The 22686-nt window shown below is 45.9% G+C and carries 22 protein-coding genes; 16 read left to right on the top strand and 6 right to left on the bottom strand.

What is annotated here, in order from left to right; genetic code table 11:
• Nucleotides 1-465 precede the first annotated feature (465 nt).
• Entirely contained in the window at nucleotides 466-1251 is a 786-nt protein-coding gene (locus tag AC5EF3_RS01110; RefSeq protein ID WP_493546704.1) for a hypothetical protein, read from the top strand.
• A 12-nt stretch (nucleotides 1252-1263) separates the two neighbouring features.
• Here AC5EF3_RS01110 and AC5EF3_RS01105 read toward each other — a convergent pair whose 3' ends face one another.
• A complete protein-coding gene (locus AC5EF3_RS01105; protein ID WP_015827665.1) occupies nucleotides 1264-1461 on the bottom strand; it encodes a hypothetical protein in 198 nt (65 codons plus the stop codon).
• A gap of 233 nt (nucleotides 1462-1694) precedes the next feature.
• On the opposite strand from AC5EF3_RS01105, the gene AC5EF3_RS01100 reads away from it, so the two are divergent.
• A complete protein-coding gene (locus AC5EF3_RS01100) occupies nucleotides 1695-2168 on the top strand; it encodes a hypothetical protein (RefSeq protein ID WP_149037392.1) in 474 nt (157 codons plus the stop codon).
• Nucleotides 2169-2377: 209 nt separating this feature from the next.
• Entirely contained in the window at nucleotides 2378-2626 is a 249-nt protein-coding gene (locus AC5EF3_RS01095; protein ID WP_015827662.1) for a DUF3297 family protein, read from the top strand.
• Between the two features lie 72 nt (nucleotides 2627-2698).
• Here the strand turns inward: AC5EF3_RS01095 and AC5EF3_RS01090 are convergent, their stop codons facing one another.
• The 3 genes from AC5EF3_RS01090 to AC5EF3_RS01080 all read right to left on the bottom strand — a co-directional run bounded on the left by AC5EF3_RS01090 (nucleotide 2699) and on the right by AC5EF3_RS01080 (nucleotide 4735).
• Nucleotides 2699-3625: an acyl-homoserine-lactone synthase gene (locus tag AC5EF3_RS01090; protein ID WP_493546703.1), complete on the bottom strand. Its 927-nt coding sequence runs from the start codon at nucleotides 3623-3625 to the stop codon at nucleotides 2699-2701.
• Nucleotides 3626-3780: 155 nt separating this feature from the next.
• Nucleotides 3781-4269, bottom strand: coding sequence for a hypothetical protein (locus AC5EF3_RS01085; protein ID WP_493546702.1), 489 nt, complete (start codon nucleotides 4267-4269; stop codon nucleotides 3781-3783).
• A gap of 244 nt (nucleotides 4270-4513) precedes the next feature.
• Nucleotides 4514-4735, bottom strand: a complete 222-nt coding sequence (locus AC5EF3_RS01080; protein WP_015827659.1) for a hypothetical protein — start codon at nucleotides 4733-4735, stop codon at nucleotides 4514-4516.
• Between the two features lie 251 nt (nucleotides 4736-4986).
• Here AC5EF3_RS01080 and moaB point away from each other — a divergent pair, with 251 nt between their 5' ends.
• From moaB to AC5EF3_RS01025, 11 genes are all read left to right on the top strand, one after another.
• On the top strand, nucleotides 4987-5547 hold the full coding sequence (moaB, locus tag AC5EF3_RS01075) for a molybdenum cofactor biosynthesis protein B (protein ID WP_015827658.1): 561 nt from the start codon (nucleotides 4987-4989) through the stop codon (nucleotides 5545-5547).
• A gap of 2 nt (nucleotides 5548-5549) precedes the next feature.
• Nucleotides 5550-6056: a cyclic pyranopterin monophosphate synthase MoaC gene (gene moaC, locus AC5EF3_RS01070; RefSeq protein ID WP_493546701.1), complete on the top strand. Its 507-nt coding sequence runs from the start codon at nucleotides 5550-5552 to the stop codon at nucleotides 6054-6056.
• Between the two features lie 628 nt (nucleotides 6057-6684).
• The gene (locus AC5EF3_RS01065) at nucleotides 6685-7845 is read left to right on the top strand and encodes an OmpA family protein (RefSeq protein ID WP_015827655.1); all 1161 of its coding nucleotides are present in this window, start codon (nucleotides 6685-6687) and stop codon (nucleotides 7843-7845) included.
• A gap of 170 nt (nucleotides 7846-8015) precedes the next feature.
• The gene (locus AC5EF3_RS01060) at nucleotides 8016-9176 is read left to right on the top strand and encodes a Ppx/GppA phosphatase family protein (RefSeq protein WP_233356660.1); all 1161 of its coding nucleotides are present in this window, start codon (nucleotides 8016-8018) and stop codon (nucleotides 9174-9176) included.
• Between the two features lie 55 nt (nucleotides 9177-9231).
• Nucleotides 9232-9987, top strand: a complete 756-nt coding sequence (locus tag AC5EF3_RS01055) for an RlmE family RNA methyltransferase (RefSeq protein ID WP_493546700.1) — start codon at nucleotides 9232-9234, stop codon at nucleotides 9985-9987.
• A gap of 126 nt (nucleotides 9988-10113) precedes the next feature.
• Nucleotides 10114-11580 (top strand): IMP dehydrogenase, encoded by a 1467-nt coding sequence (gene guaB / locus AC5EF3_RS01050; RefSeq protein ID WP_493546699.1) that lies wholly within the window; start codon nucleotides 10114-10116, stop codon nucleotides 11578-11580.
• A gap of 218 nt (nucleotides 11581-11798) precedes the next feature.
• Nucleotides 11799-13118 carry a hypothetical protein gene (locus tag AC5EF3_RS01045; protein WP_493546698.1) on the top strand — a complete coding sequence of 440 codons (1320 nt, stop codon included), beginning with the start codon at nucleotides 11799-11801 and terminating at the stop codon, nucleotides 13116-13118.
• Nucleotides 13119-13188: 70 nt separating this feature from the next.
• Nucleotides 13189-13725 carry a hypothetical protein gene (locus tag AC5EF3_RS01040; RefSeq protein ID WP_493546697.1) on the top strand — a complete coding sequence of 179 codons (537 nt, stop codon included), beginning with the start codon at nucleotides 13189-13191 and terminating at the stop codon, nucleotides 13723-13725.
• Nucleotides 13718-15025, top strand: coding sequence for an RsmB/NOP family class I SAM-dependent RNA methyltransferase (locus AC5EF3_RS01035; protein WP_015827649.1), 1308 nt, complete (start codon nucleotides 13718-13720; stop codon nucleotides 15023-15025). Before AC5EF3_RS01040 ends, AC5EF3_RS01035 begins: the two co-directional genes overlap by 8 nt.
• Nucleotides 15026-15257: 232 nt before the next feature.
• Nucleotides 15258-15728, top strand: a complete 471-nt coding sequence (locus AC5EF3_RS01030; protein ID WP_493546696.1) for a hypothetical protein — start codon at nucleotides 15258-15260, stop codon at nucleotides 15726-15728.
• Nucleotides 15729-15762: 34 nt separating this feature from the next.
• Nucleotides 15763-16704, top strand: a complete 942-nt coding sequence (locus AC5EF3_RS01025; protein WP_493546695.1) for a pyridoxal-phosphate dependent enzyme — start codon at nucleotides 15763-15765, stop codon at nucleotides 16702-16704.
• A 4-nt stretch (nucleotides 16705-16708) separates the two neighbouring features.
• Here AC5EF3_RS01025 and AC5EF3_RS01020 read toward each other — a convergent pair whose 3' ends face one another.
• Entirely contained in the window at nucleotides 16709-17860 is a 1152-nt protein-coding gene (locus AC5EF3_RS01020; protein ID WP_493546694.1) for an aspartyl/asparaginyl beta-hydroxylase domain-containing protein, read from the bottom strand.
• Nucleotides 17861-17958: 98 nt separating this feature from the next.
• Between AC5EF3_RS01020 and guaA the strand changes: the two genes are divergently transcribed.
• Nucleotides 17959-19533, top strand: a complete 1575-nt coding sequence (guaA, locus tag AC5EF3_RS01015; protein WP_493546693.1) for a glutamine-hydrolyzing GMP synthase — start codon at nucleotides 17959-17961, stop codon at nucleotides 19531-19533.
• A 121-nt stretch (nucleotides 19534-19654) separates the two neighbouring features.
• Nucleotides 19655-20629, top strand: a complete 975-nt coding sequence (locus AC5EF3_RS01010; RefSeq protein WP_493546692.1) for an SDR family NAD(P)-dependent oxidoreductase — start codon at nucleotides 19655-19657, stop codon at nucleotides 20627-20629.
• 58 nt (nucleotides 20630-20687) lie between these two features.
• Here the strand turns inward: AC5EF3_RS01010 and parE are convergent, their stop codons facing one another.
• The gene (parE, locus tag AC5EF3_RS01005; protein WP_493546691.1) at nucleotides 20688-22649 is read right to left on the bottom strand and encodes a DNA topoisomerase IV subunit B; all 1962 of its coding nucleotides are present in this window, start codon (nucleotides 22647-22649) and stop codon (nucleotides 20688-20690) included.
• Between the last annotated feature and the right edge of the window lie 37 nt (nucleotides 22650-22686).

The following is a 22686-nucleotide window of genomic DNA, read 5'->3' as shown; positions in this document are numbered from 1 at the left end:
TTCCGCTTGTGAGGCTTTACCCACTAGGCGGGTATTTAGATAAGGAAATAATGAGCGCCTTTGGCGCGCTTATTGTGCTGGTTCCCCGCCTTCGCGGGGAAAACGGTGGGGCTTTTGATAATTTACTTTAACCGTTCTTCCCTGCGTAGGCAGGGATCTTGTTGAAATCTGAGTGGGGTGGATGAGTTTCCCGCCTTCGCGGGAATGAGCGGAGAAAATTGCGGGCATCAGCGGAAAAATTGTGGGCATGAGTGGGTAAAGAATTAAGGAATAATGAGCGGAAAAAATGTGTGAGAATGCGCGGGGTTTGCGAGAATACGCTGGTAAGGATTTAGGAATTAGCAGGATTCAAAAGAACTAATCCCACACCTGCCCAAGTCTCATATATTCGCATGTATGAGCTATTATTCACAACTGACATTTTATGAGAAGCAGCAATTGCTGGAACACGCGCGGGGGCGGTATGTGGCGGGGGAGACTTTGGATCAGCTGGCGGCTGATTTGCCTGTGTCGAAGGCGACTTTGCATCGTGCGCAAGTGGAGCAAGGTTGGCGGCGCAAGGATTTAGACGCGCAGGCGGCTGGGCTGGAGAATGCGGGCACGCCCGATTGGTTGATCAAATATAGGGCGGAGCTGGCGCGTGTGCCTTCGGGTGTGGATCGCGCATTGGTCAATCAGCCGGACCGTTTGGCGGAGCTGAAAGCGCAAGCTGAGGCGTTGCCGGAAAGCCTTGATATTACCGATATGAAACAGGCGGCGCAAAAGGCGGGGGAATTGGCGGCGCGCTATCAATTAATGGGTGAGGTGAAACTGGCCGATGCGCAGGCGCGTCTGGCGGAGCGTTTTGTGCGTCTGGCGCTGGGGATGGCGCGCGTGGATGGGAAAGCGACCATTGAGGCAGAAGAAGAGGTTGATACCAGGCCGAGTCTGGAAGAAATGCGCGAAGTGATTGAACGGCGGTTGCTTAGGATTGCAGGGCCGAGGAATGAAGGGTGCACAATGGGCGATTTAGATGATGAGGAGGAGCGGGCGAGGGCTGAGGCGGCGCGCGCCAAGGAGGGCTTGGACGGGCAAGATTTAGATGCGGGGGAATATGGGGCTGTGGCCGTTGATGCGTCTGATGAGGTTGAAGAGATAGCGGCGGATGATGGTGCGGAGGTCGGCGATATATCGCCCTATTCCAGCGCTGAAGAATGGGAGGCAACGCTGGAAAGGGGGAGGCATGCAAGTGTTCGTGTGCGCCAGCTATAGATATTGGCTGAATTAGCTGGCGTGTTTTAGGTCTTGCACGATTTTGACGAGTTGGATCATCAGGCCTTTGGCAGCTACGGCTGGCGGTGTTGTGCCTATGCTGCGCGACATGGTGCGCGAGAGATAGCGGACTGTGACATTAGGGCCGTCAACTTCGTAAGAGCCTGTGTAGGTTTGGCCGTCTAACTGGATTTGCGTTGGTATGGACATTGGTCATGTTTCCTTCAGTGGTTGATGATGGCGTGACGCACGCACTGGGCGGCGCTGTCTTGCTCTGTCGGCAACGTTCGGGAGGTCTGATTTATGAAAGATATACTAACAGATATACGCTAAAAAGGGAAGTTTCAGAATGATACGCCAATAGCGCGAATATGGCCCGATTTATGCAGTGGTTTGGTTAGACACGCCAAATCATGGCGGTAAAACAAGAATTAGGGGCTAAAATGAAACGTACTATAATTTTTATCGCCTTGTTGGCGGTTATGCTGATTATCCCATTTGTGATGAGTGAACGCTTTAGTTCGGCAGATGCGAATGTGCAGGTTATCGATATTGAGAACGCACCTGTTATCAAAACACCGCAAAGTGCGAAAAAAGGTCAGGTTTGGACGTTGGCGGGTAGCAATGTCACGAACGGTTTTTTCATTGTGTCTAAGGTTGAGCGCGTCAATGGTGTGATTGTTGTGCATGGGTATTTGGATGGCTTGATCCGCAATGTGAACACACGCAAATCTGTTGTCGCGGATGAAACTTATATCAGCTTATCGCTTGGTGCATTTAACCGCAGTGTCGTGCAGCTTGTGGGTGATACATTGCCGCGTGAAGCATCAGATGATGCTTATGCAGCATGGAGTGCGGCTGGTGCAGATGTGTCTAATCAAACAATCGCTGAGATTGCGAACTACCGTTTTTCCTAGGGTATCCTATATTTTAGCGGTAAGGTTTGAGAAAAGCTTGCCTCTAAACGCAAAACAGGTGACATAGCAAATTCAACGCTGGGCAATATCATTGCTGGGCGATAATTAAGAGGTTCATCGCCTCACCTATATGCCGCGCGCTTTATGAAGTCGTCAGCCTCGCCGATTTGCTTGGGGCATATAGAGATTATGAATAAAGAGATTTTGCTATGACTGACACACCTCCAGATCGCCTTTCACTGGATCCATCATCAGAATATTTTGACGCAGACATAATTCAGCGCGGTGTAGGTATTCGGTTTAAAGGTGTTGAAAAGAACAATGTCGAAGAATACTGCCTTTCCGAGAATTGGATTAAAGTGTCCCTACCTAATACGCGTGACCGCAAAGGGCGCCCGATGCAAATGAAATTGCAGGGTGAAGTTGTCGCCTATTATCAAGATGATAAAGCCGAATAAGTTTTGGGCGTAAAAGATAGAAAGGCACCATAAATATGGTGCCTTTTTTTGACTCGATTCAGAGAGTCTAAGTTATGATGCTTTTTGCGACAGATCTGTCGCTGGAGCGTCATTATTGGCTTGCATTTGCAGTGTTTCTATTGATTGGAAATCTGAAATTGAGTGTTCATGCAATCGCGATTGCAATATCTCATTAAATGAATGGATAAGAGCGATTGCACCGGCTGGATTGGCTATTGCTCTTTGAGCCATTTCATCGGCAAGAGATTGAACGATTTTTTGCGCATTCACTTTCGACATTAATTTCATTTTTGCGGCGGCTAATTCTTGTGCGGCTTCATTCTCCATTTGATCTGGGCTGAGGTAGAATGGCTTAGGCTGAACTTCAAATAGTTGTTTTTGGCTAATGCCCGTGGCTGCTCGTGCTCTGGCTAAGGCTGTTGGCCCCGTTTCTAAGAGTAAAGCCTGAGCAATCCCTTTGCCTTCATCAAATTCAACTGGAGGCCCCAAAGGTGAATAATGCATATCCACGCGCGCCATTCTTTCCACGAAGGATGGATCACATACGGTTGTTAGGTGAGAAATACCTCTCGATACGGCAAATTCATGGACACCTATGATTGTTTCGCGGGCAATTTGAATTGCTTTTGAAAAATCCTTTGAGCGGCGATATCGTGTCGCCATTATCCAGCGTGTTAAATCCCATACCTCTTCTCGTTTTGGTAATTCGCCATCTACAAAGTTCGAGAGTTTATCGGCAAGAAGGTTGGGGCCAGTTGAAGAATTGAGGCGGTATGCAGAGGCAACCCGTCCATCAAAATCCAAATTGATAAGATAAACGACGTCACCATCGTCAAATTCATCTGTTTCTTTACCATTGATACTTTGTAGGGCGTCCCAGCCTTTTGCTTGTACGAAATATTCATGGCGCATACGGAACATTTCATCGAGTTGCGGTCCATAAAGATGTTGGTTTTCACCTGTAACAACGTGGATCATTTCACTATTCCTTTTGGGTTGATAAAAACAACCTAAACATGCATTATTGGTTAATCAACACTTTATTTATACTTATGGTTGTATTTTTGGGCGTGCATAAAAAAATCCGCCTAACTTAGAGCGGGCGGATTCAATCAGTTCGAAATGAAAGTTACTTAACTGGCGCGAACGTCTTTACTGAGACGTCTGGAGAAGGCCGTGAAGGCGCGTTTTGCGTCGCTCCAAGTTGATCCATGTCTAGCGTCACGTATAGAGCTAGAAAACAGCCTTGATTCTGATTCAGTTATGATTTCTCCATTGAGATCATAACTTGTGCCTATCAATTTAGCGCCGCCAATAGAAACACTTCTAAATTGATCCAAGCCAGGGGTGTTGCTGACTTGTTCAAATGTTGGATGGTTAGGGCTTATATCCTCAATAAGAAGATCAATTCGAGAAATATTGAGACCATCTTTTTCTATTGTTTTCATGAGGCGCTCACGCAGGGCCTTTTCCAGAACCTCTTTTTCTCGGTCGCCATAGGTTTCAGAAAATTCTTCTAAAACATCATCGGAATATCTGATCTGTATTTCTTGAGCAGATGCTGACTGGCTTGCGAGCCCTATCAAAGTGGCTCCCATTAAACTCATTAGAAAATGTCTCATAGTCATGCTCCTTAAAGAGTTGGTATTCACCGGTATCTTACAGGAAGTATGCTTTGATTAACTGAATTTGTGAAGGCATTTACAATATTTGTGATGATATTGTGATAAGAGGGGATCGCGCTTGCTTTTATAATGCAGGGATGAAACCGGCCAAGGCGTGTGGGCAGTTTTTGGGTATTTTTCTGGACAATAAAAAAGGCCCCGAAGGGCCTTGGCGTGTATATATGCAGAAAACAAGCAGCTGCTACTTGTTTTTCTTTTCTGCTTTTTTTTGCTTCTTCCAGTCTTTTTTCATTTGTTCTTCATCTGATGTCGTGACCTGATCAACAGCTGCACCAGCCACTTTAAAAGGGGCTTTTACAGTGCCTTCTACGACATTTCCGGCTACGCCGATTGCTGATGAAATACAGCCACCAAGTCCTAAGGTCAGCACACAGCTTGTTGCGATTGCAATTTTACTCTTCATGTATGAAGCTCCCTATCAAATGCAGGACTATAAGCACATGATGTGGTTAATAATACCAGAACGATTAAGCAGAGTATGTGTTGTTTTAAAAAATAGCTCTGCAATGGGACCACATATCATGAATATATTGAGCGATGATACCTGACTGTCTGTGAAACCTAGTTTAGAATGATAGCAATATTTTATTGTCGATGATTGATGTGTTTCTCGTAATACGTCAGACATATCAGGTGTGATTAGAGGAAATTAGTATGTCGCAGACTCCAGAGATCCCAGCGCCAGGTGGACGTATCCATGAAGACAGACCGTTTAAGCCGGTCAATATTGCCATTCTAACTGTGTCTGACACACGAACGGATGATAATGATACTTCAGGGCATATTCTGGTTGAGCGTGTCAAAGAGGCTGGGCATAATCTAGCCGCTAAGAAAATAGTCACGGACAATCAAACTATTATTGAGCATGTGGTTGGGGATTGGATTAAAGACCCTGAAATAGATGCCGTCATCACGACAGGTGGAACAGGGCTAACCGGACGAGATGTAACACCTGAAGCGCTGCGTCCACTTTTTGAAAAAGAGATAGATGGTTTCAACACTATCTGGCATTTGGTGAGCTATCAAAGTGTTGGTCTTTCAACGCTTCAATCTCGCGCATGTGCTGGTGTTGCGAATGCGACATTTGTCTTTGCTTTGCCCGGTTCAAATGGTGCATGCAAGGATGGTTGGGACAAGATAATCCGCTGGCAATTGGATAGTCGCCATGGGCCTTGCAATATGGTGGAGCTAATGCCGCGCTTGTTGGAGAAATAGCGATGGCTTCGACCAAGAGCGCCGAAGATGCATTAACGCCAAAACTGACTCATATAGATGAGGAGGGGCGAGCTTTCATGGTTGATGTGTCTGAAAAATCTGAGACACGTCGAACAGCAGTTGCTAGCGGTATTCTCTATATGGGTGATGACGCGTTTAAGGCGGCAATATCGGGCGGTGGCAAAAAAGGTAATGTCATAACGACAGCTGAAATTGCTGGTATTATGGCAGCCAAGAAAACATCCGACCTTATTCCTATGTGTCATCCTTTAGCTATTTCAAAGGTGAGCGTTAAGGTGGAGCCTTTGGAAGAGGGGGGCGGATTAGGTGTTCGGGCAGAAGTTGTCACAACAGGAAAAACTGGTGTGGAAATGGAGGCGCTTACTGCTGCAAGTGTGGCCTGTTTGACTCTTTATGACATGCTAAAAGCGATAGATAAAAGTATGGTTTTGGCTGAAATCAAACTAATGGAAAAGTCTGGTGGCGTGTCTGGAGATTACATTAGATAAGGCGTAATGTTTGCGGCATTAAAGCGTCTTTGTTAATTATAAAACTGGTTTAAATTTCTTATTCTAGGGCGTGGTTTTGAGGGTCTTTCAACAATGATTCGCGAACAGAAAAGCTAAAAGCTAGGAAATTTGACGGAAAAAACGGAGCTTTTCGTTCCCCAAAAAGAACTTTCCGGAAATTTTTCCCTGTATTGCTGATTTTTCATGAAGTGAGACGTTTTGTCCTTAAGTCATGTATGTGAATTTCTGTTCATACTCTTTGGATTGAGAATTGTGTTTGATGAGTTATTCAGGAATAAGCTGGTTTCCCTTATTCTATAGGGGGTTTGGCTATCAATTTGTCGCCAGTTTTGGGGATGCGCATGATGGGCGAACTTACAGAATGAGTGTTTTTTAGGATTTTATCTTGCCAAATAAGTTTTATTTGGCTTCGGTGGGCTGTTGCTCTTAGGTCGCGTTTTAGTAAAAAAGACATGATACCTCGGTAACAAGCAGTTGAAAGTGTCGCCTTTCTTTTGAAAAGAGTGTATCGAAACTTATGGAATGCGGGGCGACCGCGTTCTTGATTCTTGATGTCTGCATTGCCTAATGTGGATTCAAAAAATACCTCAACTTACAGGGGATGGGTATGAAAAAGGCACTATTTTGCGCCACTGCGGCCGCCGCATGTTTGTCGGCACCATTTGTGGCTCACGCACAAGAAAATGACGGCTGGTATGGTCGTGTAGCTGTTGGAGTTATTGCGGACGGGAATTTTGACCCTGATGCACCTTCAAACAGTGTTAGTGGACAACTTGGCGGTGACGCTGATGCAGACACAGACGTAACCTACTTAGGTGCTATTGGTTATAGTTACGCAAACGGTTTCCGTTTGGAAGGTGCTATTGACCACCGTAATGCTGGCCTTGAAGTTGGTAACGACTTTATTGGTACAATAAAAGGTAATGGTCCTGAAGGTTCTGGTTCATTGCGCGCTACAACTTTGATGCTGAACGCTATCAAAGAATTCGGCAACGATAGCGGTGTTACACCTTATATCGGAATTGGTGCAGGTGCAGCGGCTATGAGTGCGCGTGCAGCTAACCTTTACAGCCCGACATCTGGAACAGCAATTAATGGTCTAGATGATTCAGATTCTGGTTTCGCCGGTAACATTCTTGCTGGTTTGAAAATGGATTTGACTGACCGTTTGTCTTTTGACCTAGGTTATAAATTCCTAGCGACTGATGAATTTGAGTTCGTTGGAAACGATGCAACTTACGAAGGTGAGTACCGCGAGCACTCAGTGATGGCTGGATTGAACTTCCTACTTGGCGCACCTGCTGCACCGCCACCACCACCGCCTCCGCCACCACCTCCGCCACCACCACCTCCGCCACCTCCACCACCGCCTCCTCCTCCGGAGACATTGGTTGAAGAAGCTCCAGTGGTTAACTGTGTGGCTCAGTCTCAAGACTTCGCTGTATACTTCGAGTGGGATAGTTCAGTTCTAACTGTACCTGCACAAGAAGTTGTAAACAGCGCGACACGTCGTGCTCTTGAAAACGGTTGTACAATTTCAATTGCGACAATCGATGGTTACACTGATACTTCAGGTAACAAAGCTTATAACGCTCGCTTGTCTGCACGTCGTGCAGCAGTTGTTCGTGATGCTTTGATTGCTCGCGGTGTTGATGCTTCTGTTGTAACAACAGACGCTAAAGGTGAAGAAGGCCTAGCTAAAGCAACAGCTGATGGTGTTCGTGAGCCGCTTAACCGTCGTGCTCAAATCATTCTTTCTGTTCGCTAAATTTAGCGAATAAGTCTAAAAATAAGATGGCCCGAAGATGTATCTTCGGGCCATTTTTTTGTCTTTACTGATTTTTTTCTCAATTGCTGCAGGTCCGTCACTATTTTTATTTTCGAATATTGCTATGTTCGCCTCAACTTAAAAATATGGATTGCCCAATGGCAAGAAAAATGACGGCACCCAAAAAGCCTTATCGGGGCTCTGGTGCTAAGAACAGGTCTGCGACTTTTGCTGCGCTGGATCTGGGAACAAATAATTGCAGGCTGCTTGTGGCAGACCGCGCGGGAGATGGATTCCGTGTGTTGGATAGCTATTCTCGAATCGTAAGATTGGGAGAGGGGTTAGCCTCTAGTGGGCAATTGTCTGAGACGGCGATGGATCGTGCAGTTGAAGCTTTGAAGAATTGTAAGACAAAGCTCGATAAATATCGCAATTGTCAGGTCAGATGCATAACAACTCAAGCATGTCGAGCCGCGTCTAACGGCAATGAGTTTCTGCAACGCGTCAAAAAAACAACAGGTCTAAAACTCGAAACAATTAGCCCCAAAGAAGAAGCGAAACTCGCACTATTAGGGTCGTTGGACCTGGTTGATGATTCCAAAGATTTCACTCTAGTTGTTGATATTGGTGGTGGTTCTACAGAACTTAGCTGGGTTGATGCGAAAGCTGCTAAGCGTCGCGGCGTTTCAGGAAGTGCTGCTAGGCCCCCAATATTAGGCTGGGCGTCTTTTCCTGTTGGTGTCGTGACTTTATCAGAAACCTTCCCAGAGCATGCTGATGGAGGAGATCCTTTCTGGTATGATAAGCTGGTTGAGTATGTCGTTAAATTATTACGGGAAAATGATGCCGCTGATCGATTCGGACCATTATTTGAAGCGGGACGCGGTCAGTTGTTAGGGACATCTGGTACTGTGACCAGCCTCGCAGCAGTGCATTTAGGACTTTCCAAATATACCCGCTCTGCTGTGGATGGGGTTTGGGTTAGCCAAGAAGGCATGGATGCCGCTCGGGATAAGCTGCGTTTTGCGACACCAGAAAAGCGGGCAACAGAGCCTTGTATTGGGCCTGATCGCGCTGAACTAGTCTTGGCAGGGTGTGCGATTTTGGATGCTGTTTGGCAAATTTGGCCGTCTGAGAGATTGCGTGCTGCTGATCGTGGATTAAGAGAAGGGGTGCTGCTTTCCCTTATTCACAGCAATAAACCTGCCGGTAAGAAAAAGCGTAAGCGCACTCGCAATGTCAAAAATCAAAATAATACAAACGCAAAACCCAAGACAAACGCACTGAATGGCACAGATAACTTATCTGACAGTTTGGATAAATTAAGTTAGATTAGATAAGACATTTTGATATTCGATTTGATGCTTTGCACAAGAATGAAAATATATGACCGACGATACGCCTAAAAATTCAAAGCCAAATGATGGAAAACGTCGCTGGAAAGGTCCAAACGCGACTGATGCTGAGCGCGTGCGAGAGAAAACGTTTAGCACGAAGAAAAAAATCAAGAAGGGCGGCATTACCAAGAAGTCATCCCGTGCATGGATTGAGCGTCAATTGAATGATCCCTATGTTCGGCGTGCACAAGAGGCTGGATGGCGAGCAAGAGCAGCATATAAATTGCTCGAATTGGATGAGAAATTTGGCCTGCTTAAGAATACGCAGCGTGTTGTTGATCTTGGCTGTGCACCCGGAAGCTGGACGCAGGTTCTGATGCAAAAATACGGCGCGCATTATGTCGTCGGAATTGACCTTTTGCCAGTTGATCCGATCGCGGGTGCGCACTTGATTGAAGGTGACGTAAACGATCCAGAAGCTATGGCAGAAATGATGTCGGTCTTGCAGGGTAAGCCCACCCTCGTTTTATCAGATATGGCGGCAGCCACGACCGGCCATAAGCAAACTGATCATGTTCGAACTGTTCAACTGGCAGAAATGGCTGTTCAGTTTGCCATAGATAATCTTGAAGTCGGCGGCAATTTTTGCACGAAAGTGTTTCAAGGCGGCGCGCAAGGTGAGTTAAAAGCTTTGATGGACGCCAATTTTGCTGAAGTTAAATATTGGAAGCCGCCATCAAGTCGTGCTGGTAGTCCAGAAATGTTTGCTGTCGCGCTGGGTTTTAAACAAACCAAGAAGCGCTAGCGTAATTTAGGTAGCGATTTTCGCCATGACAAGCGATAAAACAGCAAAGAAAAGTCTCCATATTTGATTTGGGGGCTTCACAGATGCTGTTACCTCCCTTATTAGGCCAAAAAGGGAGCTTCATCCATGAAAATTCGCCAAGCCATTACGTTCGATGATGTTCTACTCGAGCCGGGTCCGTCGTCAGTTCTGCCCAATCAGGTAGCCATAAAAACAAAACTTACAAAAAAAATAGATCTGAATGCGCCTGTGTTATCGGCTGCAATGGATACTGTTACGGAATCACCTTTGGCAATCGCGATGGCCCAAGCCGGCGGTATCGGTATTCTTCATAAGAATATGACGATTGAAAAACAGGCCCAGCAAGTTACCCGCGTCAAGAAATTTGAAAGTGGTGTTGTTGCTGATCCTGTTACTTTGACACCGGATGCTAAGCTTGAAGATGTGAAGCGTATTAAAGAAGAATACGGTTTTTCTGGAATTCCGGTCGTTGAAAAGGGAAATGGCGGCAAAGTCGTTGGTATTATTACTAATCGTGATGTTCGTTTCTCTGATGATTTAAGCATGCCAGTATCTGAATTGATGACGACGAAGCTTGTCACCGTTCGAGAAGGTGTGTCGCAAGATGATGCGCGCCGTCTATTACATCAGCACCGAATTGAGCGTTTGATTGTTGTTGACGATAAAGAACGGTGCGTCGGTCTTTTGACCGTCAAAGACATGGAAAAAGCCGCGTCTAACCCAAATGCCGCTAAGGATTCTCAAGGCCGTCTTCTTGTAGGTGCTGCAACTGGTGTAGGAGAAGATGGATTTGCGCGTGCTGAAGCCCTAATCGCTGCCGGCGTAGATGTGGTTATCGTTGATACGGCACATGGTCATTCAGCTGGTGTGTTGAAGGCTGTCGAGCAGATTAAAAAGCTTTCTGGAGATACACAGGTTATCGCTGGCAATATCGCAACTTATGATGCTGCAAGAGCATTGATTGATGTTGGTGCGGATGCTGTGAAAGTGGGTATTGGGCCGGGGTCTATTTGTACAACGCGTATTGTTGCCGGTGTAGGTGTGCCTCAGTTAACAGCTATTTCTGATGCATCCAAAGCGGCGGCTGATCAAGGTGTGCCAATTATTGCTGATGGCGGTATTAAGTTCTCTGGTGATTTTGCAAAGGCGCTAGCCGCTGGTGCAAGCTGTGCTATGTTAGGGTCTATGCTGGCAGGTACGGATGAAGCGCCTGGTGAAGTGTTCCTGTTTCAGGGACGTTCGTATAAATCTTACCGCGGTATGGGATCAATTGGTGCCATGGGACGCGGGTCTGCTGATCGGTATTTCCAAGGCGATATCAAGGACACGATGAAGCTAGTGCCCGAAGGTATTGAAGGCCAAGTGCCTTATAAGGGACCGGTTGGCGCGATTCTTCACCAAGTCATTGGCGGTTTGCGGGCTGCAATGGGCTATGTTGGTGCTGCCAATATTTCTGAGCTTCACGAGAAAGCCCGGTTTATCCAGATTACAGGTGCGGGCCTACGCGAAAGCCATGTGCACGACGTGAAAATGACGCGAGAAGCGCCAAACTATTCATTCACTAGCAATTAGGTTTCTTTGATTGTTTTGATATTTTGAAGCGGGCTGGATATACTGATTATTCGGCCCGTTTTTTTGTTTAGAATACGTGCAAATGTGATGTAATGTTAAGCATTACTAAGAATTTGGTTTCACGTAATTGGATTTGAAGTGCAGGCAAGCAGGTATTTATTGCATGCTGGTCGCGATATATAAAACACTTGAGTGAAGAAATTTGTGGGGTAGGTGGCATGGCTATTCGTATTGTGTGTGCGGAGGCTGATATGAAAACCGCGTCTTCTCTGGCGCGGTTTCTTAAAAAGCAAAACATACCCACTGTAATTGGCGGTGTGATGGGCAGAACGCACTTGGATGGCGGTGCAAGTCAGATTGTCTTATGGTCTAATCATCTAGCGCCTTATAAAAAGCGGCTCAAAGATCTACCAAACAGTCAGCTTGTTATACTGGATGGTGCTGGTGTGCCACCGGAGCTTTCCAGCCTTGATCGCGTTGATGTTAAAAGTATTGGCATGCGCGAAAATAGAGCGTGGCGTGATGTTGCTAAAATGGTGCGTCGAGATGTGTCGAGTGAGTATCATGACGTTGCGATAGATCGCGATGTTTTACCAAAAGCTGCGCCAATTAGCTTGGAGGAAACTTCTGTGGAGGTTTCTCAAGATGAAGGTGTTGTTGCGGCAGAGGAGAGTCTTGTTGAGGTGGAGGTTGAAGCCGCCCCAACGCTAGAAAGTGTTGAAGATTTACCAGAACTTGATCTACCTGAATTAGATGCTGAGATTATCTCAACGGAACCAGAAATGGAAAGCGTCTCAGAAATGGTTGAGGCCGATTCTGAACTGGAAGAGATATCTGTTGTTGAGGCAGATGCTTTGCCCGATTTGGATAGTTTAGACGAGCCTATTATTCCTGCGGAACCGGAAGAAACAAATTTAGCTGAAATTGAAGCTGAAGACTTTGGTTTGGATACTCTGGAAACGCCACTGGAATTGGATTTGGGTGAATTGGTGGACTTGCCGACTCCAGATGAAGTTGAAACGATTGAAGTACCCGATGTCCAAGTGCAATTGGCCGAAGCATTGCCATTAAGTGATGTTGAAAAACAGGGGGCTGATGAAGAAGATACCGTAGCCGAAAATCTTGAAGAAGAATGTGAGCCCGCTGCAACGGTGAATGAGGATGTTTTACCGAGTGTAGAACACCTAGAATTGCCAGAAGCTGAAATTCTTGAGGATGAGTTTGTTGTATCTGACAGCATCCAAGATGAGGCGATACCCGAACCGGTGCCCGAACAAGAGCAAGAGGTTGGGCAAGAACAAGAGGTTGAGCCAGTATCTGAGGAAGTCGCGCCAAGCGTATTGGACGAAGTTCCAAGTTTTAGTGAGCTTTCTGCTGCGCATAATGTTGAATTACCAAAGCAAGAAAACAAAACTTTTATCATGCCGGTATTGGTTTTGATTGTACTTATATTTGGATTGGGCGGCGCTGTTGGTCTATTACACCCTGATAGTCCGTTTCACATAGAGTCGGACGCAGCCTTAGAAGAAGCTGAATAAGCCTTTAGAAAACATCTTTAATAAGCTATTGCTCATCCAATATTAGAATTTCGTTTCTGGAGTTGGTTTGATGAGCGATCTCATAACTGAAGATGATTTGCCCACAACTTCAGTAGATGAAGTATTTCGCCGGTTTGGAGAAGTGAGCTTTCGAGCGCAAGCCTTTGAGCAAACACTAGAAAACACTGTTTGGTCGATGATCAAAGCAGAAGGCGAAGCAAATCGAGACGCTCGAGACGAGCTTGAAGGTCAATCTTTGGGAATGATCTATCGACGCGTTGAAAAGACTTTCGCTGAACAGGATCCTGTCTGGGCGGGTTCGGTGAAGGCTTTCATTCGATATCGCAACTATCTGGCACATACTTTCTTCATAGATGCGGCGCAAATACATACCAGCAAGGAAATTCGCATAAATGCATTGCTTTATCTGGATGAATTTGAGAAAGCATGCGCCACAGCTTCTTTCCACTTGTATCTGCTCACTGATGCGCTCGGGATTATGCATGCGGGTCGGTTCTCAGGAAGCATTGAGACGCGCTTAGCTAATTCAAAAGGCGTGACGCAAGATACGACGGTGACTTTTAAAAGGTTTAAACCAAATGCGTGACGGCGGAAAAATCGACGCAGCGATTAGTGTATTAACAGACGTGCTGACACGTCATCAACCTGTTAAATCAGCAGCAAAAGACTGGGGCAAGCGTGCGCGCTATGCGGGATCTAAGGACCGCGCTTGGGTATCTGGACTGGTTCTTGATGCTTTGCGCAACAAGCTGTCACTTGCTCATGCGATGGGATCAGACGAACCACGAGCGCTTGTTCTTGGTGCATTAACGCATGTTTGGAAATGGGATATTGGCCGCGTTGATGAAGCTTTTGATCAAGATCATGCGCCTTCAGCCCTAACGCTAGATGAACGTGAACGCCTTGTTATGGCACCAGACCCAGTTGCTCCTGCGCATGTGCGTGGTGACTATCCTGAATGGATGCATGGCATGATGGAGCGAGCCTTTGGTGAAGAAGCAGTCATTGAAGCGCAGGAAATGGCGGTGCGGGCACCGGTAGATTTAAGAATTAACACGCTCAAAGCTGAAGTTGAGAAAGTTGAAAAAGCACTGCGTTCTGTGCACGCGGAGCCTATTCCAACACTTAAAAACGGATACCGTATTCCTGCGCCAGACCCTTCTGTACGTGCAAACTCTGTGGAAAGCATCCCCGCATATTCTAAAGGTTGGGTGGAAGTACAAGATGCTGGTAGTCAGATGGCGGCGGCTGGTGCAAACGCGCAGCCCGGTGAACAAGTTCTAGATTATTGTGCTGGCGGCGGCGGTAAATCACTCGCTATGGCGTCCACAATGCAAAATAAGGGACAGATTTACGCTTACGATATTGAGGGGCGTCGCTTGTCCGCGATGATTCCTCGTTTGCAGCGTGCCGGTGCGCGAAATGTGCAATTGCGACACCCTCAAGAGGATAAAGGGCTCAACGATCTTGAGTTGAATATGGATTTGGTGATCATTGATGCACCGTGTTCTGGTGTCGGGACTTGGCGTCGCCGTCCAGATTCGAAATGGCGACTGAAAGAAAATTCCCTAAACTTACGTCGTCAACAACAAACAGAAATCCTGCACAAAGCTTGTAACTTCGTAAAACCGGGTGGACGTCTTTTATATATTACGTGTTCATTCTTAATGGAAGAAAATGAAGATCAAGTCGCCTCATTCCTAGCTGATAGAAGTGACTTTTCTCAGGAAGACGTTGTGGACAGTGCGATACAGTCTGGTCAATTGACAGCCGAAGGTGAAGCGATGATGGCGCGTTGCAAACGTCCGGGTGGCTCTGTGCGCTTAACACCAAGAACAGCTGGAACAGATGGGTTTTTCATGGCGCTAATGCGCCGCGAAAGCTAAATTAGTGCGGCTTTGCCGTGTCTTGAAAGGGCGTCGAGATGTGGATTTCGACGCCCCTTTTTTATCAGTTTGAATTGTTTTTCGCCTTTGTCTTTTTTCACTTTTCCATTTCAGATTTTTGATGCATCATTATTTTAAATGACCATTGTTATTTCGACGTTTGCGTATTGTATATGAGGCGTGTTTAACGAGATGGGTTGCGTTTAAATGAAGCCAAGAGTGATCATTTTAGATGTCTGATATTCCCCCAAGAGATGCGCCGCTACCTGATACATTGAAACTTCGAAATGGTTGGATAGCCAGCTTATTGATGACCGGGCTTTGCATCGCCTTTGTTTTGATATCCATAGGATATGTCATTGCAGGCAAAGGCATGTTGGCCATCTTTGCTATTATTGTTTTTATTCCCGGTATTTGGTTGGGCATAGAGCATATTAGAACTGAAGGATCTTACATTCTATTAGAGCCGCATCAATTTACGCGTGGTGTTTATGGCCATGTTCGGACGTGGTCTTGGAAAGAAGTGTCTAGTTTTCGTGCTGAAACATATAAGGGTAAAAAGGGAATTTGGTGTCGCCTAGATAAAGGGGATACTGGCGACGATATTCTGATTGAATCAGGTAGCCGAAACCCAGAAGAATTAGCTGATCTATTAAATCGCTTTAGACAGAGAGCTATTGGAGAACGATTCACCTCATTATAGGTATTCATGTAGAAGAATGTGCTAAGGGGTGGCTATGGTTATTTCAGTTCACGATGTGCATGAAGCAGCAAAACGTATTGCGCCTTATGTGAAGCAAACACCTGTCATGACGTCTGAAAAATTTAACCAATTTGTTGGTGCTGACGTCTTTTTTAAATGTGAAAATTTTCAACATGTTGGGGCATTTAAAGCACGTGGTGCGATGAATGCCGTATTTGCTCTAAACGATGAAGATGCCAGTTATGGCGTGGTTGCGCATTCCTCAGGAAATCATGCGGCTGCTTTATGTCTTGCTGCGCGTAATCGCGGGATTTCTGCGCGCATTGTGATGCCGGAAAATTCAAACAAAGTAAAAATTGCTCAAGTGCGCGAATTGGGTGGTCAAATAGAATTTTGTATACCAACAGCGCAGGCTAGAGAGCAGGCGGCAGCTGCCATTGTTGAGGAAACGGGCGCGCGGCTCATTCACCCGTTTAATGATGCACACGTAATTGCTGGACAAGGCAGTGTTGCATTAGAACTATTGAGCGAAGTGTCAGGGTTAGATGCTATTTTAGCGCCGGTGGGTGGCGGCGGATTGATGTCTGGTTGTGCATTGACGGCCAAAGCGATTAAGCCAGACATTTTCACATGCGGGGCTGAACCAAAAGAAGTCAATGATGCAGCGCGTTCTCTTAGGTCGGGACAGTTGCAAGGAAACGTCACTACCAATTCAATTGCCGACGGTTTGCGCGGTGATTTAGGGCAAATGGCTTTTGATATACTTACAAAACATTTGGATGAGTTAATCGAAGTGTCTGAAGCGAATATCGTCGCTGCAATGCGTTTTATATGGAGTGATCTAAAAATCATAATCGAGCCAAGCAGTGCTGTCGCAATTGCGGCGCTAATGGCTGAGCGGTCAAGAATAAAAGGTGATCGGATTGGGGTGGTGATTACTGGAGGTAATGTCGATTTAGATGAATTGCCTTGGTAGGCATTTATTCTTCGTTTTGCGCGATTGCTTCAAACATTTTTCCTATCAGTTCTCTTTCTTCTTTTGTAATTTCAGGACGCCATATTTCAAATAATAAGATCACGCGAGTTTGCTGACTTTTGTTCCAAGCTTCGTGCTCGATACTATCATCAAAAATGAGCATCTCACCCTCTTTCCATTCCAATACTGCGTTACCAATTCGGATGCCGCATGAGGGAGGAATTATAAGGGGGAGGTGGCATATTAGCCGTGTGTTCAACATACCATTATGCGGAGGAATGTGGGCACCAGGTTTAAGGACTGAAAAGAGCACCGATGGCGCTTGGTTTTTCAGAAAATCCATCGGTAGTGATTGAAGAGCAGCAACGGTTTGAGGGCATTTGTTTGCCATGTCATTTTGCAATTCACCATTTTTCCACAAATAGCAGGCGCTCCAATCGGAATTGTTGATTAGTTTTTCGTTGCGAAGAACAATATCTGAATCTTGTGCTTGAATGTATGGCGCGAGGTTTTGTTGATCCAATAGGACCGTTTCAAGTTCGGCTTTTATAATTTCGGTTTTGGATTCGAGTGCAGGCACCCAGTCAAATTCTTCTCGTGAGAAGACTGGTTTTTGAGGTAAATCTGGAAAATAATAACGCGTTGGCTTTTGTTGATACGGTTTGGCGCGTCCAAGAAGGATGTCGACTGATTCAGAAAAACGTGTGGATGTTTCTTTGATTTTTTCTGGTGATGGGAGGTTGGCCATCAAAGAATTTTCATATTTGGTAGTCTGGCTTTTTATAAGTTCGAATGCTGCCATGAAAGCCGGCCTAATATCTTGCGGGATTTTGTCTGGTGGCGGTGCAACAGCCAGTGCTGCTTTGTAAAATTGGGTGGCTTTTTGTAATTCCCCCTGCTGCTCAAGTAGCCCGCCTTTGGCTAGCAACGCTCTCATGTGGTTTGGGGCGTTTGCGAGTGCAGTTTCATATGCTTTCATTGCATTTGAAGTGTCATTTGTACCGATACAAGATTGGCCAAGTGCAACCCAAACATCAGGATGTGCGTAGCCTTTTTGGATAGCAGTTTCCAGATTGCTTCGAGCCGATATCGGATTTCCTGCTCTTAATTGTTGGACGCCATATTGCGCGAAGTCTTGTGCTGTTTGTGGAGTCATAGCAAAAAAATCTCTATCTTCTACAAAATCAGCATAACCGTAAAAACATTGCAATGAACAGACTGTGCAAAAGGAAAAACTTCCGCTATGTGCTTGCCATGACAGATATACACGACATGAATCACGAAAAAGCGCTGATCATCGACTTTGGTAGTCAGGTGACGCAGCTCATCGCTCGCCGTCTTCGCGAAAACGGCGTATATTGTGAAATCCACCCTTATCAGAATGTGACGGACGCATCGCTTAAAGCGTATAATCCCAAAGCGATTATATTCTCTGGTGGTCCAGACTCGGTTATGCGGGAGGGATCTCCAAGACCGCCTAAAGCAGCTTATGAGTTGGGCGTTCCAATACTTGGTATCTGTTATGGTCAGCAAGTGATGATGCATGATCTTGGAGGCCGTGTTGAAGCAGGTGAACATGCAACAGCTGAATTTGGACGTGCCTTCGTTACGCCTTCTTCGAACAAGCTGGACATGCTTGAAGGTTGGTTTGAAGACGGAAATGAACAGGTCTGGATGTCTCATGGGGACCATGTGGCGGAAAGAGCACCAGGGTTTGAAGTCTATGGGACGTCACCGGGTGCACCATTTGCCATAACGGCAGATGTGAAACGTAATTTTTTCGCTGTTCAATTTCATCCTGAAGTGCACCACACACCCAATGGTAACAAGCTTTATGCCAACTTTCTAAAGCTTGCAGGCTTTAAAGGTGATTGGACGATGGGTGCTTATCGCGAAGAAGCGATAGCACGTATTCGCGAGCAAGTTGGTGATAAGCAGGTTATCTGTGGTCTATCTGGCGGTGTGGATAGCTCTGTGACTGCATTGTTATTGCACCAAGCCATTGGTGATCAGCTGACATGTGTGTTCGTCAATAATGGTTTGCTTCGCAAGAATGAAGCTGAAGAAGTTGTGGCAATGTTCACTGAGAACTACAAAATCAAGCTCGTCTATGCGGATGAGAGTGAGTTGTTCTTGGGTGAACTAGAGGGCCAAGATGATCCAGAGACTAAGCGTAAAATAATTGGCCGGCTCTTTATCGATGTTTTCCAAAAATACGCGGATACAATTGAAGGCGCTGAGTTCCTTGCTCAAGGAACGTTATATCCTGATGTGATTGAATCCGTCAGCTTTTCTGGTGGTCCGTCCGTCACGATTAAATCACACCACAATGTGGGTGGTTTGCCGGAAAAAATGGGTCTTAAACTTGTTGAGCCATTACGTGAACTTTTCAAGGATGAAGTGCGTGTTTTAGGGCGTGAACTTGGGCTACCGCAAAGCTTTATTGGACGTCACCCTTTCCCTGGACCGGGGCTTGCTATTCGTTGTCCTGGATTGATTACGCGTGAGAAACTCGCAATCCTGCGTGAAGCGGATGCTGTTTACATTGATCAGATCCGTAAACATGGTCTCTATGATGAAATCTGGCAGGCCTATGTTGCAATTCTACCTGTTCGCACTGTCGGTGTGATGGGAGATGGACGCACTTATGATTATGCGTGTGCTATGCGAGCTGTGACGTCAGTTGATGGTATGACAGCAGATTATTATCCTTTTTCACACGAGTTTCTTGGTGAAACTGCAACGCGTATCATCAATGAAGTCAAAGGTATCAATCGAGTCACTTATGACATAACATCGAAACCGCCGGGGACAATTGAGTGGGAATAGATGATTCACTCATTTGGTTGAATCATCTGTTCTTTGTATAGCAATGGTTCAATTCAACTGAGTGAACCTTTTTGCTGCTAGAAGAATGCTTTGTCTTAAGCGGCTTAGATTAGAGATAGATATGACAATTCTCGTAACGGGTGCAGCTGGTTTTATCGGGTTCCACACCTGTAAGGCTTTGGTTGCGCGTGGCGAAACGGTTTTGGGTTTAGACAACGTCAACGGATATTATGATGTTGAGCTGAAGCAAGCCCGCTTAGAACAATTGCTCAGTCAGAAAAATTTCACTTTTGTCGAGATGGATATTTCGGATAATGATGCCTTGGAGCGAGCTGTTTCTGGACAAAAAATACACGCCGTTTTGCATTTAGCAGCTCAAGCAGGTGTGAGATATTCTATTGAAAACCCAAAAGTTTATGCGGATACGAACTTGCAAGGTTTTTTCAATGTATTGGAATATGCACGCAATAGTGGTGTAGCGAATGTGGTGTATGCCTCGTCATCCTCTATTTATGGCGGCAACACGAAAATGCCATTTGCAGAAGACGATGTAACCGATACGCCGGTTTCATTTTATGCGGCGACCAAAAAATCAAATGAATTGATGGCCCACTCTTATGCGCATTTATATGGGATTTCATTGACTGGTCTGCGTTTTTTCACCGTCTATGGCGAATGGGGACGCCCTGATATGGCGTATTGGATCTTCTCTGAGAAGCTACGCCGAAATGAACCTGTCCAGATATTTAACAATGGTGATATGAGCCGCGATTTTACATATATTGATGATATCGTGACGGGTGTAATTGCAGCAATTGATAGGCCTGCATCAGCTTTGGGGTTAGATGTGCCTCATCGTGTTTATAATCTTGGAAATGATAAGCCTGAAAAACTCATGGATTTGGTCGGTTGTATTGAAAAAGCCTTTGGGCAAGAGCTCATAAAAGAATTTCAACCAATGCAATTGGGTGATGTTGAGCGAACATGGGCAGATATTTCAAGAGCACGCAAAGAACTTGATTTTAACCCTCATACATCGCTTGAAGAAGGAATTGAGCGATTTGCAAGCTGGTTTAAATCTTGGAAGATGCGTTAAATTAAAACAGGTCTTTGAGATCTAAACCAAACTTGAAAATAGGAATTCATTTTAAAGGCTAAATATCTAGCTCTTCGACAAACTCTGCATTGTCTTGAATAAACTTAAAGCGGTGTTCCGCTTTTTTACCCATGAGTGTTTCCACAAGTTCGCCGGGGCTTTCTAGACCATCGGGAAGAGCGATGCGTGCCATTGATCTTTTTGAGGGGTCCATTGTTGTTTCTTTAAGCTGAGCCGGCATCATTTCACCAAGCCCTTTAAAGCGAGAGACTTCAACGTTTTTGCCTTTAAACATTGTTCTCATCAGCTCATCTTTATGCTCGTCATCACGCGCATATGCTGACTTGTTTCCTGCCGCCAATTTATATAGGGGCGGCATGGCCATGAAGAGGCGCCCTGATGTTATCAAGTCTGGCATTTGCTTGTAGAAGAATGTGATGAGCAGGGCAGCGATGTGTGCACCATCGACATCAGCATCGGTCATGATAACGACGCGCTGATAGCGAAGATCGTCGATATCGAATTTACGGCCAATGCCGGTTCCAAGTGCTGTTGCTAGATCGTTTAATTCAACATTGGCTCTTAGTTTGTCTGCACCGGCGGAAGCAACGTTCAAGATCTTACCGCGTAGAGGTAATATAGCTTGCGTTTTACGGTTACGTGCTTGTTTGGCAGATCCACCCGCTGAGTCACCCTCTACGATGAAGATTTCAGTATCTTCTTTAGAGTTGCTGGAACAGTCTGACAGTTTGCCCGGTAGTCTTAATTTGCGTGTAGCAGATTGACGAGAAACTTCTTTTTCTTTGCGGCGGCGCATCCTTAGGTCAGATTGCTCAATCGCCCAATCTAGGAGTTTGGTCGCTTCTTTAGGGGATGCGGTCAGCCAATGGTCGAAACGGTCTCGAAGGGCTCCCTCTGCAACGCGAAGGCCTTCGGGGGAAGAGAGTTTATCTTTTGTCTGGCCTACAAATTCAGGTTCACGGATAAAAACAGATAGCAAAGCCCCTGCTGAACTTAAGATATCTTCGGCTGTTATTTGGGAAGCTTTTTTCACATTGGTCAGCTCACCATATGCGCGGAGACCTTTTGTGATGGCTGAGCGCATACCGGCTTCATGGGTTCCACCATCGCGTGTTGGCACGGTGTTACAATATGAGCGTGTGATACCATCTTCTTCGCCAAAGCCATTGGCTGACCAGCACATTGCCCATTCACAAGCTGCGCCATTATCCATTTCGACGCGACCTGCGAAGATATCGGACGTGACCATGATTTTGCCTTCAGACATTTCTTTCAGCATGTCTGCTAATCCATTGGGGTAATGGAGTACAGCTTCTGTTGGGGTTTTGTCGTTTTCCTTTAGAAGTTCTGGGTCGCATTTCCAATGGATTTGTGCGCCTTGGTGCAAATAAGCTTTTGCTTTAGCCATTTGGTAAAGGCGGGCGGGTTTGAATTGTATTTTTGTGCCGAAAATTTCAAAATCAGGCTTAAAGCTGACGACTGTCCCGCGACGGTTAGGAGCATTTCCAATCTGTTTGATTGGTCCCATTGAGTGACCGCGCTCAAAGGCTTGGAAATATAGTTTCTTGTCGCGTGCAACTTCCACTTCAAGGCGCTCAGAAAGAGCGTTCACGACGGAGATACCAACACCGTGTAATCCACCCGCTGTTTGGTAGGCTTTGTTGGAGAATTTACCACCCGAGTGAAGGGTTGTCATGATCACTTCAAGGGCGGACTTACCCGGGAATTTTGGGTGTGGGTCAACAGGAATACCGCGACCATCATCACGCACGCTTAGATAGCCATCGGCACGCAAATGTACATCGATACGTGACGCGTGGCCGGCAACGGCCTCGTCCATAGAGTTGTCTAGAATTTCTGCAAAGAGATGATGGAATGCGCGTTCATCGGTTCCACCAATATACATGCCGGGCCGTTTGCGAACTGGTTCGAGGCCTTCGAGAACTTCAATATCCTTAGCGGAGTATTCTTGCTTTTCAGCTTGTCCTTTGGCGGCCATAATTAATCCTGTCTACTCTATTGGTCTGCTCGTTGAT

It is taken from the genome of Hirschia sp. (assembly GCF_058892565.1).
The sequence above is the reverse complement of the archived record's forward strand: the minus strand, read 5'-3'. Positions and strand labels throughout refer to the sequence as shown.